The sequence below is a fragment of the Streptomyces sp. NBC_01244 genome, assembly GCF_035987325.1.
GTDB lineage: Bacteria > Actinomycetota > Actinomycetes > Streptomycetales > Streptomycetaceae > Streptomyces.
Genome location: NZ_CP108488.1, coordinates 8,786,955 through 8,807,813, shown reverse-complemented (window position 1 = coordinate 8,807,813; position 20,859 = coordinate 8,786,955). Strand labels below are relative to the sequence as shown.

At 72.5% G+C, this 20,859-nt stretch carries 17 protein-coding genes; 9 read left to right on the top strand and 8 right to left on the bottom strand.

Annotated elements, in window-relative coordinates; genetic code table 11:
• Window positions 1–131: 131 nt before the first annotated feature.
• Window positions 132–1,175, bottom strand: coding sequence for a S66 family peptidase (locus OG247_RS39220; protein ID WP_327256728.1), 1,044 nt, complete (start codon window positions 1,173–1,175; stop codon window positions 132–134).
• Window positions 1,176–1,288: 113 nt separating this feature from the next.
• Between OG247_RS39220 and OG247_RS39215 the strand changes: the two genes are divergently transcribed.
• The 4 genes from OG247_RS39215 to OG247_RS39200 all read left to right on the top strand — a co-directional run bounded on the left by OG247_RS39215 (window position 1,289) and on the right by OG247_RS39200 (window position 6,719).
• A complete protein-coding gene (locus OG247_RS39215; RefSeq protein ID WP_327256727.1) occupies window positions 1,289–1,792 on the top strand; it encodes a helix-turn-helix domain-containing protein in 504 nt (167 codons plus the stop codon).
• The gene (locus OG247_RS39210) at window positions 1,785–2,255 is read left to right on the top strand and encodes a DUF4180 domain-containing protein (protein WP_327256726.1); all 471 of its coding nucleotides are present in this window, start codon (window positions 1,785–1,787) and stop codon (window positions 2,253–2,255) included. Before OG247_RS39215 ends, OG247_RS39210 begins: the two co-directional genes overlap by 8 nt.
• 76 nt (window positions 2,256–2,331) lie before the next feature.
• On the top strand, window positions 2,332–4,023 hold the full coding sequence (locus OG247_RS39205; protein ID WP_327256725.1) for a sigma-70 family RNA polymerase sigma factor: 1,692 nt from the start codon (window positions 2,332–2,334) through the stop codon (window positions 4,021–4,023).
• Between the two features lie 146 nt (window positions 4,024–4,169).
• Window positions 4,170–6,719 (top strand): Helicase associated domain protein, encoded by a 2,550-nt coding sequence (locus tag OG247_RS39200; RefSeq protein ID WP_442813531.1) that lies wholly within the window; start codon window positions 4,170–4,172, stop codon window positions 6,717–6,719.
• Between the two features lie 35 nt (window positions 6,720–6,754).
• Here the strand turns inward: OG247_RS39200 and OG247_RS39195 are convergent, their stop codons facing one another.
• Complete coding sequence (locus OG247_RS39195; protein WP_327256724.1) at window positions 6,755–8,146, bottom strand: glutamate decarboxylase; 1,392 nt, start codon at window positions 8,144–8,146, stop codon at window positions 6,755–6,757.
• A 309-nt stretch (window positions 8,147–8,455) separates the two neighbouring features.
• Between OG247_RS39195 and melC1 the strand changes: the two genes are divergently transcribed.
• Both melC1 and melC2 read left to right on the top strand, forming a co-directional pair.
• Window positions 8,456–8,881: an apotyrosinase chaperone MelC1 gene (gene melC1 / locus OG247_RS39190; protein ID WP_327256723.1), complete on the top strand. Its 426-nt coding sequence runs from the start codon at window positions 8,456–8,458 to the stop codon at window positions 8,879–8,881.
• Entirely contained in the window at window positions 8,878–9,738 is an 861-nt protein-coding gene (gene melC2 / locus OG247_RS39185; RefSeq protein ID WP_327256722.1) for a tyrosinase MelC2, read from the top strand. The genes melC1 and melC2 overlap by 4 nt, the downstream gene beginning before the upstream one ends.
• Here the strand turns inward: melC2 and OG247_RS39180 are convergent.
• Window positions 9,681–10,400 carry a response regulator gene (locus OG247_RS39180; protein ID WP_327256721.1) on the bottom strand — a complete coding sequence of 240 codons (720 nt, stop codon included), beginning with the start codon at window positions 10,398–10,400 and terminating at the stop codon, window positions 9,681–9,683. The genes melC2 and OG247_RS39180 overlap by 58 nt on opposite strands.
• Window positions 10,397–12,085 carry a sensor histidine kinase gene (locus OG247_RS39175; protein WP_327256720.1) on the bottom strand — a complete coding sequence of 563 codons (1,689 nt, stop codon included), beginning with the start codon at window positions 12,083–12,085 and terminating at the stop codon, window positions 10,397–10,399. Before OG247_RS39175 ends, OG247_RS39180 begins: the two co-directional genes overlap by 4 nt.
• A gap of 127 nt (window positions 12,086–12,212) precedes the next feature.
• Between OG247_RS39175 and OG247_RS39170 the strand changes: the two genes are divergently transcribed.
• Together OG247_RS39170 and OG247_RS39165 are read left to right on the top strand one after the other, a co-directional pair.
• Entirely contained in the window at window positions 12,213–13,565 is a 1,353-nt protein-coding gene (locus tag OG247_RS39170) for a cation:dicarboxylate symporter family transporter (protein ID WP_327256719.1), read from the top strand.
• A gap of 228 nt (window positions 13,566–13,793) precedes the next feature.
• On the top strand, window positions 13,794–15,599 hold the full coding sequence (locus OG247_RS39165) for a S8 family peptidase (protein WP_327256718.1): 1,806 nt from the start codon (window positions 13,794–13,796) through the stop codon (window positions 15,597–15,599).
• A gap of 85 nt (window positions 15,600–15,684) precedes the next feature.
• Here OG247_RS39165 and OG247_RS39160 read toward each other — a convergent pair whose 3' ends face one another.
• From OG247_RS39160 to OG247_RS39150, 3 genes are all read right to left on the bottom strand, one after another.
• Complete coding sequence (locus OG247_RS39160; RefSeq protein ID WP_327256717.1) at window positions 15,685–16,383, bottom strand: (2Fe-2S)-binding protein; 699 nt, start codon at window positions 16,381–16,383, stop codon at window positions 15,685–15,687.
• A gap of 58 nt (window positions 16,384–16,441) precedes the next feature.
• Window positions 16,442–17,494, bottom strand: a complete 1,053-nt coding sequence (locus tag OG247_RS39155; RefSeq protein ID WP_327256716.1) for an SIS domain-containing protein — start codon at window positions 17,492–17,494, stop codon at window positions 16,442–16,444.
• Between the two features lie 135 nt (window positions 17,495–17,629).
• Window positions 17,630–18,883 (bottom strand): PTS transporter subunit EIIC, encoded by a 1,254-nt coding sequence (locus OG247_RS39150; protein ID WP_327256715.1) that lies wholly within the window; start codon window positions 18,881–18,883, stop codon window positions 17,630–17,632.
• Between the two features lie 176 nt (window positions 18,884–19,059).
• Between OG247_RS39150 and OG247_RS39145 the strand changes: the two genes are divergently transcribed.
• Window positions 19,060–19,839 (top strand): GntR family transcriptional regulator, encoded by a 780-nt coding sequence (locus OG247_RS39145; protein WP_327256714.1) that lies wholly within the window; start codon window positions 19,060–19,062, stop codon window positions 19,837–19,839.
• Between the two features lie 102 nt (window positions 19,840–19,941).
• Here OG247_RS39145 and OG247_RS39140 read toward each other — a convergent pair whose 3' ends face one another.
• The gene (locus OG247_RS39140) at window positions 19,942–20,748 is read right to left on the bottom strand and encodes an alpha/beta fold hydrolase (protein WP_327256713.1); all 807 of its coding nucleotides are present in this window, start codon (window positions 20,746–20,748) and stop codon (window positions 19,942–19,944) included.
• Between the last annotated feature and the right edge of the window lie 111 nt (window positions 20,749–20,859).

Here is a 20,859-nt window from a genome sequence, read left to right as displayed (position 1 = left end):
CCTTGCCCGGCCGGATCCCCTGAAGAGCAACGTCGACATGCCGCCCCCAACACGTCCCGTGGGAGCCCCATTGTCACCCCGGACCCGGCCGGTGGTACCCCAACGGAGGCACACGGAAGGGATGTTGACCGTCAGTAGGTCACGAAGAGGCGGCGGGCCGGCCCGTCCACCCGGATGCGGCCCCCGACGGGGATCACGATCTGCGGGTCGGTGTGTCCGAGGTCCACGTCGAAGACGGCCATCGTGTCGGGGGCGTACTCACCGAGGGCCCGAAGGACCGCCTCGCGCTGCTCGTGGCGGTAGCGCTCCCGCTCCTGGGCGTCGAGGCGCTTCTCGAAGGACCAGCTCTTCGCCCGGCCCATCAGGAGGGCGGGGAACTGCCGCAGCAGTCCGCGCTCCCCCATGCCGCGCAGGATCCAGTAGACGTCCTGGGCGCTCGGCATGTCCTCCGAGGTCTCCAGGAAGAGCACCCCGCCGGCGTATTCCTCCGCGGGCCGCACGGCGCGGTCCGCCATCAGCAGCCAGGAGATGATCTCCAGGTTGCCGCCCCAGCTGTCGCCCTCGACCACCCGGTCGGCGTGGTGCCAGGTCCAGCCCTTGGCCGGCTCCAGTTCCGGTTCGGCGTCGAAGGTGCGGGGGTCGTCCCAGGGGCCGTTCACGTCCCCGCTGGCGTCGGCGGCCGTCAACTCGTACTCGCCGGACGTGAACAGCGCCGCCCGCAGGGACCCGGCGGTCAGCGGGTGCAGGGCGCCGGGCCGTCCGAGCTCGACCATCACCGAGCTCCCGTGATAGCCGACCAGCCCCAGGTCCCTCAGGTGCAGGAGCAGGTTGGTGTTGTCGCTGTAGCCGAAGAAGGGCTTGGGGTGGGCGCGCAGGAGATCGGCGTCGAGGTGCGGGAGCACCGTGATCTGGTCGTCGCCGCCGATGCTGGCGATCACCGCCTTGATCCCCGGGTCGGCGAAGGCGGCGTGGAGGTCGGCGGCCCGCTCCTGCGGGGTCGCGCCCATCTTCCGGGTGGTCGGATACTCCACCGGTACCAGCCCGAATTCCTCCCGGAGCCGGCGCAGCCCCAACTCGTAGGGCTGCGGGAAGAGTGCGGGCAGACCGGCCGAAGGGGAGAGCACCGCGACACGGTCTCCGGGGCGGGGCTTGGCGGGGTAGCGAGGATCCGTCATCCGGCGATCTTAGGAGCGGACCCGGCCGCCACCGAAGCGGTTTTCCCACCCTACCCTTCCCTATCATTCCCCATCAGGCTGCATACGACCTTCCTAGGGTAGGATGCGGAAGTATGAGTGATGAAGGACGCGAGCTGTATTCGGTCGGCGAGGTCGCCGAGCTGCTCGGGCTGCACGTGCGCACCGTCCGGAACTACGTGCGCGACGGCCGGCTGAAAGCCGTCCGGATCGGCAAGCAGTACCGGATCAGCCGGGCGGACTTCGAGGCGCTGACCAGCCTCCCCCTCCCGGCCGCCGAGGATCCCTCCCCCGCGGAGGAGGGGCCGCGGCGGCACCTGGAGGTGTCGAGCATCGTGCAGATCGACGCGATCGGCCCCGATGCGGCGAACCGGCTCGCGAACCTCGTCACGGCGAGCGCGCAGTCCCCCCGGGCCACCCCGGCCGCGCTGCGCGTCCAGACGGTCTACGACAAGGAGCGGGCCCGCATGAAGATCGTGATCCTCGGCGACGCCGCCACCACCGCCGATCTACTGCAGCTGGTCGACGGGGTGCTCGGCCCGGGCAACGGCATGGGGAACGACCTGGACCACGAAGCCGGGGCGGTGCACCGTGGCTGACCTCCTGGTGGAACACCACGGCGTACCGGTCCTGGTCTGCGCCGCCGACGGTCCGCCGGTCGCCACCGAGCAGGACGCGCTCGACCAGCTGATCGGCGGCGCCTTCTACCGGACCGACATCGTCGCCGTCCCGGTGGAACGCCTGGACGCCGGCTTCTTCGACCTGCGCAGCGGACTCGCCGGGGCGATCATGCAGAAGTTCGTGAACTACCGGGTCCGCCTGGTGGTCCTGGGCGACCTCTCGCACCATCTGGGGGCGAGTTCGGCCCTGCGCGATCTCGTACGGGAATCGAACGAGGGCCGCCACATCTGGTTCCTGCCCGATCTCGACGCCCTGGCCGCCCGGCTCGCCCCGGCCCGGGAAACGGGGCCGGAAGCAAAGCCGGGAACAAGGCCGGGAACAAGCCCGGAACCGGGGCATGGCGCTCCGGATTCAGCATCGGCGAAACCGTTCGGCGGATAAGCGTTATCAAAGTCCCCCTCGACGGTCTCCCATGTATTGGGCATCATCGAGCGCCGGTACGGACAGGGACTTTTCTATGAGCACATCGCACACGGCAGCGCTGGTCGCCGCGGCCCGCGCGGGCGATCCCCGCGCACAGGACGACCTGGTCAGCGCCTATCTGCCGCTGGTCTACAACATCGTCGGGCGGGCCCTGAACGGATCCGTCGACGTGGACGACGTGGTCCAGGACACGATGCTGCGGGCACTCGACGGGCTGGGCGGCCTGCGCGACGACCACAGCTTCCGGTCCTGGCTGGTGGCGATCGCCATGAACCGGGTACGCGCCCACTGGCAGGCCCGCCGGAGCGCCCCCGGCGAGAGCGGCCTGGAGGCCGCCTGGGACCTCGCCGATCCCGGCGCCGACTTCGCGGACCTGACCGTCGTACGGCTCCAGCTGGAGGGCCAGCGCCGCGAGACGGCCCGTGCCACGCGCTGGCTGGAGCCGGACGACCGGGCCCTGCTGTCCCTGTGGTGGCTCGAGTGCGCCGGGGAGCTGACGCGCACCGAGATGGCGCAGGCGCTGGAGCTGTCCGCGCAGCACACGGCCGTACGGGTGCAGCGGATGAAGGCGCAGCTGGAGGCGGCCCGGGTGGTGGAGCGGGCACTGGATGCCCAGCCGCCCTGCGAGGACCTGCGGGCGGTGGTCGCGAGCTGGGACGGCCTGCCCTCGGCGCTGTGGCGCAAGCGAATAGCCCGGCACGCCCGCGCGTGCCTGCGGTGCGGCGGGCTGTGGAACGGCCTGCTCCCGGCCGAAGGACTGCTGGCCGGGCTGGCGCTGGTGCCGGTCTCGGCGGCCCTGCTCGCGGGTGTACGGGCGGCCGCGGCCTCCGGCTTCGCGCCCGGCTTCGCGCCCGGCTTCACGTCCGCCTTCACGTCCGCGGGCCCGGCCACCACCGCTTCGGCGTACGGCCCGGACGGGCTCTCCGGCCCGGGGGCCGGCACCACCGCCGACGGCGAGGAGCAATTCGCCGCGGTGGCCGGGCCGGGGGACGGGCGTGCCTCGCTGCGCAAGCAGCGGCGCACGCGCGGCCGGCGCCGGGTGATCGGCGGCGCGGTGCTCGCCGCCTGTGTCGTGGGTGGCGGGCTGACCTACCTGGGCACGCGGCCCGGCACCGCCTCCCCCGAGGCGCCCGCGGCCGCGCTCGTGGCTCCGGAATCGGGGGCCGCGCCGGCCCCGGAGCCGGCCTCCCCCACCCCGAGCCCCTCGGTGTCCGCCTCTGCGAGCGCCTCGCCGAGCCCACGTCCCAGCCCCACCCCCAGCCCGACTCCGCCCCCCACGCCCACCCCGAAGCCGAGCCCCAAGTCCACCCCGCCGAAGAGCCCCGCTCCCGCCCCGCCGGGCGGCAGCACCGCCGCCCAGGTGATATCCCTGGTCAACTCCGAGCGCGCGAAGGCCGGCTGCGGGCCGCTCAAGGACAACGCGCAACTGCGTACGGCCGCCCAGGGCCACTCCGACGACATGGCGCGGCGGGACTTCTTCTCGCACACCAACCCGGACGGCGCGGACCCGGGCAAGCGGACCACCGCCGCCGGGTACCGCTGGTCCACGTACGGGGAGAACATCGCGAAGGGGCAGCGGACCGCGGCTCAGGTCATGGATTCCTGGATGAAGAGCCAGGGCCACCGCGAGAACATCCTCAACTGCTCCTTCAAGGACATCGGCGTGGGCATCCACCAGGGCTCCGGCGGCCCGTGGTGGACACAGAACTTCGGTGCCCGGATGTGACCCTCCCGGCCCGGTTCCCTGCCGCGGCCCGGCCCCCTGATCCCCCCTGCCGGCTCTTGCCGCACTCCGTCGGTGCGATCTCCCCGCATTGATTCAAAATGGGGGCAAGATAGGAGCTGGAAGCAAACGGGCAGATCACGGTGGAGGTGGGACGCATCAGCAGGCAGAAACTCCGTCCGCACCAGCGCGAGGCCGTGGACGCCGCCGTGCGGGCCCTGGAACTGCCCGCAGGGCGCAGGGTCCCACGCACCGGGCTCCGTACGCAGGTGATCATGGCAACGGGCTCCGGCAAGTCGCTGGTCGCCGTGCACACGGCCGAGGAACTGCGGGCCGGCCGGGTCCTGGTGCTCGTACCCTCCCTGGACCTCCTCGTACAGACCGCGGCGTCCTGGCGGGACGGCGGCCGGACCGGCCGCGCCTTCGCCGTGTGCTCGCTGCGCGGCGAGGACGCGGGGATGCCCACCACCACCGACCCGGCCGAACTGGCCGACTGGGCGGGCCCGCCCGTCGACCGGGTCACGGTGTACGCCACGTACGCCTCGCTCGGCCTGGGCACCATCGAGAGCGCGCACCGCGAGGGGCTGCCCGGCTGGGACCTGATCGTGGTCGACGAGGCGCACCGGACCTCGGGGCGCATCGGCAAGCCCTGGGCGGTGGTGCACGACAACCTGCGGATCCCCTCGGTCCGCCGCTTGTACATGACGGCCACGCCCCGGGTCTGGCAGTCCGCCGAGGGTTCCGCGTCCACCGAGGGCGAGGAACCGGCCGAGGGATCCGCCGAGGGATCCGGCCGGCCGGAGGGGGTGCGCGGCCGGGGCGACCTGGTGGCCTCCATGGAGGACGATCCGGACGGCCCGTTCGGCGCGCGCTGCTACACCCTCACCCTCTCGGAGGCCGTCGACCGGGGCATCTGCGCGCCCTACCGGGTGGTCTGCGTGGACGTCAGCGATCCGGAGTTCCAGGCGGCCGTCCTGCTCGGGCCGGACGGCCGCTCCGACGCCGTGCGCGGGGTACGGCTCGCGGCGCTCCAGACGGCGCTGGTGACGGCCGCCGTGCGGCAGGGGTTCCGGCGCACCCTCGTCTTCCACCACCTCACCAAGGAGGCCGAGGCCTTCGCGGCCGGGCTGCCCGCGGTGGCCGCCCGGCTGCGCGCCACGAGCTGGGCCCCGCGGCCGGTGTACCCCCGTACGGTCTGGGCGGACTGGCTGTGCGGTCAGCACACGGCCGCGCACCGGCGGCGGGTGCTGGGCGCCTTCGCGGACGACCGGGTCGCGGACAAGGCCTTCCTGGGCAGTGTGCGGGTGCTGGGCGAGGGCGTGGACACCAAGGAATGCGACTCGGTCTTCTGGGCCGACGTACGGGGTTCCATGCCCGACCTGGTGCAGGCCGTCGGCCGGGCCCTGCGCATCCGACCCGGGGAGGGCAAGGTCGCCTCCCTCGTGGTGCCGGTGCTGCTGGGTCCCGGCGAGTCCCCCGAGACGATGCTGACCTCACGGGCGTACGGGGACCTCGCGCGGCTGCTGGAGGCGCTACGGGCCCACGACACCCGGCTCGTGGAGTCCCTGGCGCAGCCGCAGGCCCCGAGCCGGAGCGGGGCGCGGGGCGCGGGCGGCGCGGAGTCCGTGGGCGGCTCCGGGCTGCGCGGCGGCGCGGAGTCCCTGCTGAGCTTCTCCACCCCCCGCGACCCGGCGCTGCTGGCGGCCTTCGTCCGGCTGCGCGTCCTGCACCCGGAGCACGAGCACTGGCGGCGCGGGGTGGAGGCGGCCCGGATCTATGCCGGGATCGCCGGGGACCTCAAGGTGCCGTTCGCGTTCAAGGTGCCCGGGAACGGCGGAACCGGCGCGGCCGGTGTCGCCTCCGGGGCGGGCGCGGCCGGTGCGGCCCTCGGCTCCGGGGCCCCGTGGCCGCCGGGGCTGGCCCGGTTCCCGCTCGGCCAGTGGATCGCGGATGCCCGGCGCACGTACCGCCGCGGGGCGCTCGGCCGCCTGCGGGTGGCGCAGCTCGACGAACTGGGCATGGTGTGGAGCCACTTCGACGTGGCCTTCGAGGAGGGGCTCGCGGCGGCGAGCGGCTGGGCGGCCGAGCACGGCCATCTGCTGCCTCCGGTGGATGCCACCTGGCGCGGCGCCCCGGTCGGGGTCTGGGTCAAGAACCAGCGGGCGGCGGCCCGCCGGGAAGGTGCCGGAGCCCTGTCCGAGGAGCGCCGGGAGGCCCTGGAGGCCGTCGACGCGTCCTGGTGTCCGGCCTGGGACATCTCCTGGCAGCGGGCCTTCCACCTGACCCGGGTCCACCTGGACGCGGGCGGCCGGCTCCCGGCCCGTCCCGGGGAGGCCGTCGTCCAGGGCGAGGACCTCGGTGTGTGGCTGCGCGGCCAGCGCGCCTCGTGGGAGCGCCTCGCGTGGGCCCAGCGCTGGCTGCTGGAGCACACCCTCGGGGTGACCCCGGCCGAGGGTGCGGACCGGCCGCGGCCCCGGGTCGCCCACGCGGACGCCTGGGCGTCGCACTTGGAGGCCGCCCGGCGGTTCCACGACCGCGAGCGGCACCTGCGGGTGCCCCGTACGCACGTGGAGCGGGTCGGCGACCGGGACCTGCGCCTCGGTTCCTGGATCGCCAACCAGCGCTCCCGCGCCGCGTCCCTGACCCCGGAGCGGACGGCCGCGCTGACGGAACTGGGGATGCGCTGGCCGGCGTCCTGAGCGCTGGGCCCGGCGGTGCGGGCCCGGACGCGCGGTCAGTGGTGGAAGCCGGACCGGGGCGGGGCCGCGGGCACGGGCTGCGGGTGCGCGATCAGGTGTTCCACGGCGCCCCGCAGGTCGGAGACGAGCAGCGCGATCTGGTCCCGGGTCACCCCGTGCCGGATCAGGACCCGTTGGATGACCGTGTCGTCGCGCTCGGCGGGCAGCGGGTACGAGGGCACCTGCCAGCCGCGCATCCGCAGCCGGTCGGAGAGGTCGTAGAGGGTGAAGCCGGCGCCCTGCGGATCGGTGAGCCGGTAGGAGACGGCGGGCAGCGCGCCCTGGCCGTCGTAGAGCAGGGTGAAGGGGCCGACGGTCTCGATCTCGCGGGCCAGGTACTGGGCGGTGTCGGCGCAGGCCTGCTGGACCCGGCGGTAGCCGCCCCGTCCCAGGCGCAGGAACAGGTAGTACTGGGCGATGATCTCGCCGCCCGGCCGGGAGAAGTTGAGGGCGAAGGTGGGCATGTCCCCGCCGAGGTAGTCCACGGAGAAGACGAGGTCGGCCGGGAGCAGATCGGCGGTGCGCCAGACGATCCAGCCGACGCCGAGGGGGGCGAGGCCGTATTTGTGGCCGGAGGTGTTGACGGAGGCCACGCGCGGCAGCCGGAAGTCCCAGACCACGTCGGGGTGGAGGAAGGGGGCCACGAAGCCGCCGCTGGCGGCGTCCACGTGGATCGGGACGTCCCAGCCGTGCTCGGCCTGGATCCGGTCGAGTTCGGCGGCGATCTCGGCGACGGGCTCGTAGACGCAGGTGTAGGTGACGCCGAGGATGGCGACGACGCCGATGGTGTTCTCGTCGACGTGGGCGGCGAGCTGCCCGGGGCGCAGGCCGGTGGCGCCGGGCTCCAGCGGGACCTGGCGGAGCTCGACGTCGAAGTACCGGGCGAACTTCTCCCAGCAGACCTGCACCGGCCCGCACACCAGGTTGGGCCTGTCGGTGGGCAGTCCGGCGGCACGGCGGCGCTCGCGCCAGCGCCACTTGAGGGCGAGGCCGCCGAGCATGGCCGCCTCGCTGGATCCGGTGGTGGAGCAGCCGGTGCCGGTGGTGCCGGCGGGGGCGTTCCACAGATCGGCCAGGATGTTGACGCAGCGGGCCTCGATCTCGGCCGTCTGCGGGTACTCGTCCTTGTCGATCATGTTCTTGTCGAGGCACTCGTTCATCAGCCGGTGGACCCCGTCGTCCGACCAGGTGGTGCAGAAAGTGGCCAGGTTCTGGGCGGCGTTGCCGTCGAGGAGCAGCTCGTTGTGGAGGAGCTGGTAAACCACCTCGGAGGGCGAGTGGTCTTCGGGCATCCGGTACTTGGGGAGGATCTCGCCGCTGAGGGCGGACGCGAACACGTCCGTCTCGGCGTCGCGGGCACGCAGGTCCTTCGTCTCGTGGAGAGCCATATCGGGACTATAACGGGACAGAACCTGACGGATCGCCCCAAACCGGTCTTCAGGTTGCTTCGGGGCGGGAGCAGGAGGGGTCGGTTCCAGCTGCGGCTTCCGGCCTACTCTGCGGTGTGATCCCTTCCATACGCCCTTCGTATGACCGCAGGATTTCCCGTCAGTTAAGCTTTTTCACACAGGTCTTCCCGTCCGGGCCGCTGGAGCCGGTCCGGACGGGAAGATCATCCAACTGGTTCGACGGGCAACTTATCCGCGCATGTCCGGATAGCGGTCCCCTGTTCTCCGCGCCCTGATACCTCTCGGGCCATGAACAAGATCACCCGCCGTCAGGCCTTAGGCACCACTGCCGGCGCACTCAGCGTCCTCGGCCTCGCCGGCGCCACCGCGCACGCGGCCGTCACCCGGTCCCGTCCCGCCACCCCGGCCACCCCCGCCGCACCCGCCACCCCCGCGGGCACCGTCGACGAGGTCTACCAGGGCCGCCGCATCCGAATAGTCCCCGCCTCGGGCGGCGGAGGCGACCACGGCGGCCACCACGGCGGCCATCAGTCCCCCGGTCAGCCGACCGTCCTCATAGACGGCCGCGAACTGCACGTGATGCGGAACGCCGACGGCAGCTGGATCAGCGTCGTCAACCACTACGAGACCTTCTCCGGCCCGCTCCCGCTCGCCCGCGCCGCCGTGCGCGAACTCCAGGGCGCCTCCCTCGTCCTGATGGGCGGCATGCGATGACCATCCGCAAGAACCAGGCCTCGCTGACCTCCGAGGAGAAGCGCGCCTTCGTCGCGGCGCTCCTCGAACTGAAGCGCACCGGCCGCTACGACCGCTTCGTCACCACCCACAACGGCTTCATCATGAGCGACACCGACTCGGGCGACCGCGTCGGCCACCGCTCCCCCTCCTTCCTCCCCTGGCACCGCCGGTTTCTGCTGGAGTTCGAGGCGGCGCTGCAGGCGGTTGATCCGGCGGTGGCCCTTCCGTACTGGGACTGGACGGCCGACCGGACCGCCCGCTCCTCGCTCTGGGCCGCCGACTTCCTCGGCGGCACCGGACGGGCCCGGGACGGGCAGGTGCTCGACGGACCGTTCGCGTACGCGGCGGGCAAGTGGGAGATAGCCGTACGGGTGGACGGGCGCTCCTACCTGCGGCGCGCGCTCGGCACCGGCGTGGCCCAGCTGCCCACCAGGGCCGAGGTGGACTCCGTCCTCGCGATGCCGGTCTACGACGCGGCGCCCTGGAACAGCTCCTCCGGCGGCTTCCGCAACCACCTGGAGGGCTGGCGCGGAGCCAACCTGCACAACAGGGTGCACGTCTGGGTGGGCGGCCAGATGGCGACCGGGGTCTCCCCCAACGACCCGGTGTTCTGGATGCACCACGCCTTCATCGACAAGCTGTGGGCCGACTGGCAGGCGCTGCACCCGCAGTCGGCGTACCTGCCCGCCGCCGGCACCGCCAACGTCGTGGACCTCAATGACACCATGCGGCCGTGGAACGACGTGACACCGGCGGACATGCTGGACCACCGGAAGTTCTACACCTTCGACACCGAGCCGGCCGCGGCCCCGGCCGGAGCCGCCAGCCAGCGGTAGTGCAGTTCGGGGCGGCCGACCTGGCCGTACCGGGGGGTGCGGTCCGCTCGGCCCGTGTCCACCAGGTGCTCCAGGTACCGGCGGGCGGTGATCCGGGAGATCCCCGCCGCCTCGGCCGTCCCGCCCGCGGTCAGCCCCTCGGGGGCGGCCCGCAGCAGCGCGGCGACCCGGTCCAGGGTCGGGCCGCCGATCCCCTTGGGGAGTTCGGCCGGCCGGGGTGAGCGCAGGGCCGCCATGGCACGGTCCACATCGTCCTGGCCGGCCGCCTCGCCCGCCGCCGTCGCGCGGAACTCGGCGTAGCGCAGGAGCCGTTCGCGCAGGGTGGGGAAGGCGAAGGGCTTCAGTACGTACTGCACCACCCCGAGCGAGACGCTCTCGCGGACGACCCCCAGGTCCCGGGCCGAGGTCACCACGATCACGTCGGCGGGGTGGCCGGCGGCCCGCAGGCCGCGGGCGAACCGCAGCCCGTGGCCGTCGGGCAGGGTCAGGTCGAGCAGCAGCAGGTCGATCCGGGTCCGCTCCAGGACGCGGGTGGCCCCGGCGAGGGAGTGGACGACCGCCACGGCGGTGAAGCCCGGCACGCGCCCGACGTACAGCGCGTGCGCGTCGGCGGCCACCGGATCGTCCTCGACGACGAGGACCCGCACCTCGGGCGTGCTCATGCGTCCGCCTCCCCGCGCACCGGCAGCCGTACGGTGAACCGTGCGCCGCCGCCCGGCAGTTGGTCGGCGTCCGCGCTGCCGCCGTGCCGGTGGGCCACCTGACGCACCAGTGCGAGGCCCAGGCCCCGCCCCTCACCCTTGCCCGACCAGCCGCGCCGGAACACGTCCGCGCCCTCGGGAAGTCCGGGGCCGTTGTCGGCCACGCCGATCAGCACCCCCTGCCCGTGGGGTCCGGCCGGGCCGTCGGGGCGGATGGTGACGGAGATCCGCCCGCCGGGCACGCCGGTGAGGGCGTCGACGGCGTTGTCCACGAGGTTCCCGAGCACGGTGACGAGGTCCCGGGCGGACGGACCGCCGGGCCCGGCGCCGATGGCTCCGCTGTCCGGGGTGACGACCAGCTCGACCCCCCGTTCGTGGGCCTGCGCGGCCTTGCCGAGCAGCAGGGCGACGAGCACGGGCTCGCCGACGGCGGCGATCACCTCGTCGGTCAGCGCCTGGGCGAGGGACAGTTCGGCGGTGGCGAAGTCCACCGCTTCCCGGCTGCGGCCGAGTTCGATGAGGGAGACCACGGTGTGCAGCCGGTTGGCCGCCTCGTGGGCCTGCGCGCGCAGCGCCCGGGTGAATCCGCGTTCCTGGTCCAATTCCCCGGTCAGCGAGAGCAGTTCGGTGTGGTCGCGCAGGGTGATCACGGTGCCCCGGCGGCCGCCGCCGGCGACGGGCGCGCTGTTGAGCACGAGCACCCGGTCCGCGGTCAGGTGGACCTCGTCCACCCGGGGCCGGTCGGCGAGCAGTGCCCCGGTGAGCGGGGCGGGCAGGCCGAGGTCGGCGACGCCGGTGCCCTTGATCTCCCCGCGCAGGCCGAGGAGTTCGCGGCCCGCGTCGTTGACGAGGGTGATCCGGCGCCGGCCGTCGAGCATCAGCAGGCCTTCGCGGACCCCGTGCAGGGCGGCCTGGTGGTAGTCGTACATCCGGCTCAGCTCGGCCGCGTTCATCCCGTGGGTGTGGCGGCGCAGCCGGGCATTGACGACGTAGGTTCCCGCCCCGCCCAGGGTGAGGGCCCCGCCGGCCACCCAGGCGAGGGCGGAGAGCCGCTCGGCGAGGCGGGCACTGACCGCGCGGACGGTGATGCCGGCGGCGACCATGCCGATGACCCGGCCGTCGTCGGTGATCGGGGTGACCACGCGGAGGGAAGGGCCGAGGGTGCCGGTGTAGGTCTCGCTGAAGGTCTCGCCCCGCAGGGCGGGGGCGGTGTTGCCGAGGAAGGGTTCGCCGATGCGCATCGGGTCGGGATGGGTCCAGCGCCGTCCGTCCGGAGCCATGATCGTCACGAAGTCCACGCCCGCGTCGACGCGGACCCGCTCCGCGTAGGGCTGCAGGGCCGCGGTGGGCCCGCTGGGGGCTTCGGCCCCGCGCCCGGCTCCCCGTAGGGCCTCCGGGACGGACTGCGCGTCCGGCTCCCGGGCGCCCTCCCGCGCTTCCTCGCGCGCCGCGTCCCGTACCGACGGGGAGTCCGCGACGGCGCGGGCCACCGCCCCGGCCTGGCGTCGGGCGGCCTCCTCGGCCTGGTCGCGGGCGGTCGCGTACGCGAAGACGGCGCAACCGGCGACGACCACGGCGACCAGCACCACCTGCATGGCGAAGAGCTGACCGGCGAGGCTGCGCGGCGGCCGGGGAAAGCGGAACATGGCGCTCAGTGTGCACCCGGGCGTGAACTCAATGAACGCAAGGGTGACCGGGGTCACAGCGGCGGGCGATGGTCCTCCCGGGACGCCTTCGCCATCGGGGAGGCGAAGGGCACTACCAGGAGGCATCGTGGCCGCCAGGCGCGACAAGACGCATTATCTGTACATCGCTGTGATCGGTGCGGTGCTGCTCGGCATCGCCGTCGGGTTCGCCGCGCCCGGCACCGCCGTGGAGCTCAAGCCGCTGGGCACCGGATTCGTCAACCTCATCAAGATGATGATCTCGCCGGTCATCTTCTGCACGATCGTGCTGGGCATCGGCTCGGTGCGCAAGGCCGCCAAGGTCGGCGCGGTGGGCGGGCTGGCGCTCGGCTACTTCATGGTGATGTCCACGGTCGCTCTGGCCATCGGGCTGCTCGTGGGCAACCTGCTGGAGCCCGGCAGTGGGCTGCACCTGACCGAGGCGGCCCGCAGCGCGGGCGAGGCGCAGGCCAAGGCGGGCGGCGCCGAGAGCACGCCGGAGTTCCTGCTGGGGATCATCCCGACCACGCTGGTGTCGGCCTTCACCGGGGGCGAGGTGCTCCAGACGCTGCTCGTGGCGCTGCTGTGCGGGTTCGCGCTCCAGGCCATGGGCGCGGCGGGCGAACCGGTGCTGCGCGGGATCGGGCACGTGCAGAAGCTGGTGTTCCGGGTGCTCGCGATGATCATGTGGGTGGCGCCGGTGGGTGCCTTCGGCGCGATCGCGGCGGTGGTCGGGGCGACCGGAATGGACGCGCTGAAGTCCCTGGCGGTGATCATGATCGGCTTCTACACGACCTGTCTGCTCTTCGTCTTCGTGGTCCTGGGCACGCTGCTGCGGCTGTGTACGGGGATCAGCGTCTTCGCCCTGCTGCGTTACCTGGGCCGGGAGTTCCTGCTGATCCTGTCCACGTCCTCCTCGGAGTCGGCGCTGCCCCGGCTGATCGCGAAGATGGAACACGTGGGCGTCTCGCGGCCGGTGGTCGGCATCACGGTCCCGACGGGCTACTCCTTCAACCTGGACGGGACCGCGATCTATCTGACGATGTCCTCGCTCTTCGTCGCGGAGGCGATGGGCAAGCCCCTGGCGCTGGGCGAGCAGATCTCCCTGCTGCTGTTCATGATCGTGGCCTCGAAGGGTGCGGCCGGGGTCACGGGTGCGGGACTCGCCACGCTGGCCGGAGGACTCCAGTCGCACCGGCCTGAACTCGTCGACGGCGTCGGCCTGATCGTGGGCATCGACCGGTTCATGAGCGAGGCGAGGGCACTGACGAACTTCGCGGGCAACGCGATCGCGACCGTGCTGATCGGTACCTGGACGAAGGAGTTCGACCGGGCCCGGGCCACCGAAGTCCTCGCGGGACGGCTGCCGTTCGACGAGAGCACGCTGACCGACGACGGACACGGGCAGGCCCCGGCCGTACCGGCCCAGCCGGAGGGCGCCAAGGACGGCGTCCCCGCCTGACGGGGACGCCCCGCGGACCGGCCGGGCAGGGCTCGCCCCCACGGTGCCCAGCCCGGCCGGTCCCAACACCTCGAGCGGTAGTCGATTTCCAGCCAAGATCAGATGAACCGTCTAGCTGCAAAAGGTACTTCCATATCGGGGCACGCTTCTGACATCTTGCGTCCACCACTCGTTTCGTACGGACCGGTAGGTGCCACCCGCACCGCAGGACCGTCTTCGGAGGACGCATTGATACCCCACATATCCAGCCGACCTCGACGCACCCTCGTACTGGCGGCCGCCCTGAGCGCCCTGGCCTTCGGAGCACCGGCCGCCCTCGCCGGCACGGCGCCCGTCTCCCCGGCCGGCATTCCCGAAGCCTCCGCACCCGCCAAGGCCCAGGCCCCGGCGCCGACTTCCCAGAGTGCGACCTGGGCTGCCGGCACCCGCGCCTACGTGGTGATCACCGCCGCCGGTGACAGCTCCGCGGTCCGTTCCGCCGTCACGGCGAACGGCGGCACGGTCTTCTCGTACTACGACCAGATCGGCGTGATCGTCGCCCACTCGACCTCCTCGACCTTCGCCGCCACCATGCGCGGGGTCGGCGGGGTCCAGAAGGTCGGCGCGACGCGCACCTCGGACGTACCGGCCGACGCCTACAACCCGGCGCTGCCCGCCAACCCGTCCCAGTCGACGACCCCCGCGGGCGAGCCCGCGCGCGTCGACATGACCCAGATCAAGGCCGACCAGGCCTGGGCCGTGACCACCGGCTCGGCCTCCGTCAAGGTCGGCATCCTGGACACCGGCGTCGACGACCAGCACCAGGACCTGGCGCCGAACTTCAACGCCGCCGACTCCGCCTCCTGCGCCTACGGCAAGCCGGACACCAGGGTCGGCGCCTGGCGCGACGTGGGCACCCACGGCACGCACGTCGCGGGCTCCGTCGCCGCCGCCAAGAACGGCAAGGGCGTCGTCGGCGTGGCCCCGGGCGTGAAGATCTCCTCGGTCCGCGTGGCCGAGCCGGGCACCTCGCTGTTCTTCGCGGAGAACACCATCTGCGCCTTCGTGTGGTCCGGCGACCACGGGTTCAAGGTCACCAACAACAGCTATTACACGGACCCGTGGCAGTTCAACTGCCCGGACAACGTCGACCAGGCCGCGATCATCGAGGGCGTCAAGCGCGCCCAGGAGTACGCGGAGAGCAAGGGCTCGCTCCAGGTCGCCGCGGCGGGCAACGAGAACTACGACCTCGCCAACAAGACCACGGACTCGGCGAGCCCCAACGACTCGACGCCGACCAACCGGACCATCACCAACGCCTGCCTCGACATCCCGACCGAGCTCCCGGGCGTGGTCACGGTCGCGGCCAACGGCACCGGAACCACCAAGGCCTCGTTCTCCAACTTCGGCCAGGGCGTCATCGACGTCGCGGCGCCGGGCAGCAACGTCTACTCCACCGTTCCGGGCGGCGGTTACAGCTCCATGAGCGGTACGTCGATGGCCTCCCCGCACGTCGCGGGCGTAGCGGCGCTCGTCGCCAGCGCCAACCCGACCTTCACCCCGGCGCAGATCCGCACCGCGCTGGCCACCCAGGCCAACGACGTCGCCTGCCCGTCGGACAGCCGCTGCAAGGGGACCACGGCCAACAACGGGTTCTTCGGCGAGGGCCAGGTCGACGCGCTGAAGGCGGTCGGCGGCTCGACCCCGCCCCCCGGCAAGTACTTCGAAAACCTCACCGACGTCGTGATCACCGACAACGCGACCGTGAACAGTGCCATCACCGTCAGCGGAGTGACCGGCAACGCGCCGACCACCCTCAAGGTGGGCGTGGACATCAAGCACACCTACATCGGTGACCTCAAGGTCGACCTCGTGGCTCCGGACGGTTCCGTCTACGTCCTGAGCAACCGGGCCGGCGGCAGCACGGACAACATCGTCCAGACCTTCACCGTCAACGCCTCCACCGAGGTCGCCAACGGTGTCTGGACGCTGCGCGTGAACGACAACGCCAACCAGGACACCGGCAAGATCGACGCCTGGAACTTGACCTTCTGATCCCCGGGCCCTCAGGCCTTGCGATCAGTGGCGCCACGGGGGCCATCGGGGAGCGGTACGCCGCTCCCCGATGGCCCCTGGCCGCTTACTTGGTCCGCAGTACGCAGTCCCCGCAGAGCCCGCCGCCGGGCACCTTGTAATACAGGCAGCAGCTGCGGCGCACGAAGGCCACCCCGAGGCCGGGTTCGTGGAGATAGGTGCCGGTCCCGCCGAGCGGGCCGCCCTCGGCCAGCAGGCCGGCGGCGAGCGAAGCGGCCGCCTCCCCCGGCACCCGGTCCGTGAGCACCCGGACGGCGCCGACCAGCCCGGAGGCGGCGTTGCCGCGCAGCACCCGCGGCGAGACTCCGAACCGCTCGCGCAGCGCGGTGTCGAGCACCGCGAGGTGGCCGAGCACGGTGTCCGCGAGGGCCCGCGCCGGGGTTTCCCCGGGGAATTCGGCGGGCTCGGGCAGCCACAGCTCCAGCGAGCCGGCGTCGGGCAGCCGCCACCACAGGCGGCCGGGTCCGAGGTCCGGGACCCGGCCGCAGAGCACGGCGCAGCCGAGCCCGAGCGACCAGAGCCGCGAGACGATCCCGAACTGCGCGGTCGAAGCCGCCACCCGCCCGGGTCCGCTCCCGATGCGCCGGCCGACCTCTTCGACGTAGGGCCCGAGCAGTTCCCCGTACAGCTCGCCGAGCGGCCGGAAGCCGGGGCCGGGCGGCTCTTTCCCGTACGCCACGGTGAAGAAGGGGCCGACGGAGCCCAACTGCCGCAGTACGCCGTCCATCCCGGGCTCCGTGTCCATCTGCCGATGATCTCACCGCGCCGGACCGCGCCGGACCGGCGGGGCTCCCGCGACCGGCCTACGCCTGGGTGAAGGCCGCGACCTCGAAGTCGGACATGTCGAGGCCGCCCTGCTTGGTGTCGTCGTTGGCGAAGACGAAGGACTCGATCGGGACGTCCCGCTCGGCGCTGAGCTGGGCCACCAGCTCCTGCAGGACCACCGTCTCCAGGACCACCCGGACCGCGTCCGCGACCTCGGGCAGGCGGACGACCGACAGGCTGTCCGCCGGCTCCACCTCGGCCGTGGTCATCAGCAGCGTGAGGTGGCCGGCACCCGCCAGCGAGCGGGCGAGCTCGATCTCGCGGCCGTCGCCGTAGACGAGGTGCAGGGTGTTGCCCGCCGATTCCATCTCGCCGTGCAGGTAGTTGCGGGTGGCCGAGTGGGCCGCGGTCATCCGCACCACCTCGCGCAGCAGCAGCGCGCCTTCCTCGGCGGAGGCCCTGGAGGCCCCGGCGGCCACGCCGTCGGAGGCGATGCAGCGGGCGCCGCGCTCGCGCAGCCCCGCCACGACGGCGGTGGCCTGCGAGTGGATCGCGGTGGTCTGCTCGGCGATCTCGCCCCAGGGGTCGCCCGCGCGGCCCGCGACGGCCCCGGCGATCAGATCGAGGGCGACGATGGTGCCGGTGTAGCCGATGGTCGAGGCGTACGAGTCGGGCTCGTTGCCGAGGTCCACGGTGAGGTCGGCGAGGTCCCCGAGCGGCGAGGGGACCACGTTGAGCAGCGCGGTCTTCGTGATGCCGGGGGCGGCGCACTCGAAGGCGGCGATGGTCTCGGAGCTGCGGCCGCCCTGGGAGACGGCGATCAGGCAGTCGGTGTCGAAGCCGGCGGTGCCGGTCTCGATCTCGCTGGACAGCACGCGCTGGGTGACGATCCCGGCCTCGCGGAGCTGCTGTACGGGGACGGCGAGGGCGGCGTACGAGGCTCCGATGCCGGTGAACAGGGGGCGCTCGGCGGCGCGCAGCCGGGCGAGCTCCGGGGAGGCGAGCCGGGTACGGACACGGTCGGCGATCCGGGCGAGGGCTGCGCCCTGGTCGGCCTGGCCTTCGAGGAACGTGATGCGGGATCCGGACATGGTGGGGGGTCCTTAGCGAAGTCTGGGGGTGGCCCGCCCCCGCCGGTTCGGGCGGGCGGTGCGGGCGGGCAGGTCGGTGGTACGGGGCGGTCGTGCGGAGCCGGGCCGGTCGGGGGAAGCGCTGGCAGCTCGGGCTCAGGAGGCGTCGGCCTTGGTGAGCGGCTTGCCTTCCTCGTCGCGTTCGCGGCCCGGGGTGGGGAGGTCGAACTTCACGATCGCCCAGCGGAAGAGCACGTAGTAGATGGCGGCGAAGGCCAGGCCGATCGGGATGAGCATCCAGGGCTTGGTGGCGATGCCGTAGTTCACGATGTAGTCGATGGCGCCGGAGGAGAAGCCGAAGCCGTCGCGGATGCCGAGGGCGTAGCAGACGGCCATCGAGACGCCGAAGAGGAAGGCGTGGATCGCGTAGAGGAGGGGAGCCACGAACATGAAGGCGAATTCGATGGGCTCGGTCACGCCGGTGACGAAGGAGGTCAGGGCGACGGAGATCATCATGCCCTTGACCATGGTCCGGTTCTCGGGGCGTGCGGTGTGCGCGATGGCCATGGCGGCGGCCGGGAGCGCGAACATGTAGATCGGGAAGCCGCCGGTCATGAACTGGCCGGCCGTCGGGTCGCCGGCGAGGAAGCGGGCGATGTCCCCGTGCACCTCGGTGCCGGTGGCCGGGTTGACGAAGGAGCCGGCCTCGAACCAGGGGAAGACCGAGAAGAAGTGGTGCATCCCGATCGGGATGAGGGCCCGGACGACGAGACCGAAGAGGCCCGCGCCCCAGGCGCCGGTGCCGACCAGCCACTCGCCGAAGTGGAAGAACCAGCCGCCGACGGTGGGCCAGACCACTCCGAATACCACTCCCATGCCGACGCCCGCGAAGGCGCTCAGGATGGGGACGAGCCGGCGGCCGCCGAAGAAGCCGAGCCACTCGGGCAGCTTGGCGCGGCTGAAGCGCTGGTAGAGGAGGGCCGCGACGAGGCCCATCACGATGCCACCGAGGACCTTGGCGTCGAGCGGCTCGCCGTCCACGCCCTTGGGGAAGGCGGGGCTGGCCAGTACGGCCTTGAAGACCAGGTAGCCGACCACGGCCGCCAGTGCGGTGGAGCCGTCCGACTTCTTGGCGAAGCCGATGGCCACGCCGACCGCGAAGAGCAGCGGGAGGTTGGCGAAGACGGTGTCACCGGCCGCCGCCAGGACCATCGCGAGCTTCTGGATGATCAGCGGGAAGTTCTCGCGGCCCAGCAGGTCGGCTCCACCGAGGCGGGTCAGCAGGGCAGCCGCGGGCAGCGTGGCCACGGGCAGCATCAGGCTGCGGCCGATGCGCTGCAGGACCGGCATGACCCGGCCCGGCTTCTTTCCGGCGGCCGGCGCGCTGGCCGGAACGGTGGCCGTACTCATCTGGTGCTCCTCGTCGAGCGGGGTGGTGGGGACGACTCGAAGGTAGCCAGTGGTTTTGGATTGGTCAACAGTGGTCTCTTGTGGTCTTTAAGGAAATATCAGGATGGGGCCATAGGTCCCGTCTCAGCCGGGACTGAAGCCGAAGTGAAGTGGTAGCAAGTGGTATGGTTCGACCTATGACCGACGACGCTGCCATCGCCGCCGCCTCCTCCCCGATCACGGCGCATGCCCGCGCCGCGGACCCCCTGTGGGCCCAGGCCGCGGACCGCATCCGCGAGGAGATCGCCCGCCGCGGCCTGTCCGAGGGCAGCAAGCTGCCGCCCGAGCGCGAGCTGTGCACCCGGCTGGACGTCTCCCGCGTCACCCTGCGCCGCGCGCTCGCCCGCCTCGTCGAACAGGGCCTGGTCACCGCGTCCCACGGGCGCGGCTGGTTCGTCGCGGTGCCGGTGGCGCCCGCGCCCGCCCGCGAATGGCCCAAGGACCTGGAGTCCTTCACCGCCACCGCGCGGCGCAAGCACATGCGCGCCAGCTCGGTGGTCCTGCGCCACGACACCGTCACCGCGTCCCTGGACGACGCCGACCGCCTCGACGTGCCCGCCGGCACCCCGCTCCTGCGGCTGGAGCGGGTCCGGCTGCTCAACGACGTGCGGATCGCCGTCGACCGGACCCTGGTCGTCGCCGAGCTCGCGCCCGACCTCGCCCGTACCGACTTCCGCGAGACCTCCCTCTTCGAGGAACTGCGCCGCTGGGGCGTCCAGCCCGACCGCGCCGAGGCGACCATCGAGGCGCGCAACGCCGACGGAGAGCTCGCCGGGCACCTGGGCATCGCCGAGGGCGCGCCGGTCCTCGTACTCGACCAGACGGTGTACACCAAGGACCAGCGGCCGCTGCTGCTGTCCACGGTGGAGTACAGCGGGGACCGCTACCGGCTGCGCACCACCCTGCAGACAGACTGACACCGGCCGTTCGGCGGGCGGTAGCCCCGTTCGGCACCCTCCGGACAGCCGAAAGCCCCGGCCCGGGCGGTCGTCCGCCCGTCCGCGGCCCGGCGGGACCGGTCAGATTCCGGCGAGGAACTCCAGCAGCGCCCGGTTGAAGGCCCCGGGCTGTTCCACGCCCGGCAGGTGCCCGGCCCGCTCCACCACGGCGAGCACCGAGTGCGGGACCAGCGCGTGCAGGGACTCGGCCTCGGAGACCGGGGTGTAGACGTCGTCGCGGCCGACCACGATCAGACAGGGCACCTCGGCCGGCAGCGCCGCGAGCACCGGGGCGTAGTCGGGCCGTTCGGCGCGCCCGCGCAGGGCGGCGGCGGCGCCCTCGGGGGCGGTGGCGCACATCATCCCGGCGACCCCGGCCGCCGCCTCCGGCATCCCGGTCACGTTGTACGGCGCGAGCATCTTGTCGATGACCTCGTCGGCATAGAGCTTCATTCCTTCCGCGAGGAGCCGCTCCGCGAGGTTTTGGCGGAAGGTTTTGCCGTCCTCCGTTTCGGGCGCGGAGGAGGTGTCGGAGAGAACGAGGGCCCGCACCCGGCCCGGGTGGCCGAGCCGCATCTCCATGGCGATCTGGCCGCCCATGGACACACCGCCGACGACCGCCTGTTCGACGCCCAGACGGTCGAGCAGAGCGGCCAGATCGTCGGCGAAGTCCGCGAGCAGCGTTTTGCCCGGCAGCACCGGGCTGCGCCCGTATCCCCGCAGGTCAGGGGTGATCACCCGGTAACCGGCCGTGGTCAGTGCCGCCGTCTGGGGGGCCCACATCGAGTGGTTGAACGGATGTCCGTGGATCAGGATTACGGGGGCTCCCTCGCGGGGACCCAAGTCCTCGAAAAAGAGTGTCACGCCATTGCCAATTTGGGGGTTCATGAGAGGACCCTAAGGGGCTACATTGAGCCACTCGCGTTCACCTGACAGCCCGTTGCCTTTCACCCGTGTTTTGCACTGGGGGCGACGTCAGGGACGCAGACTGTGCAACCA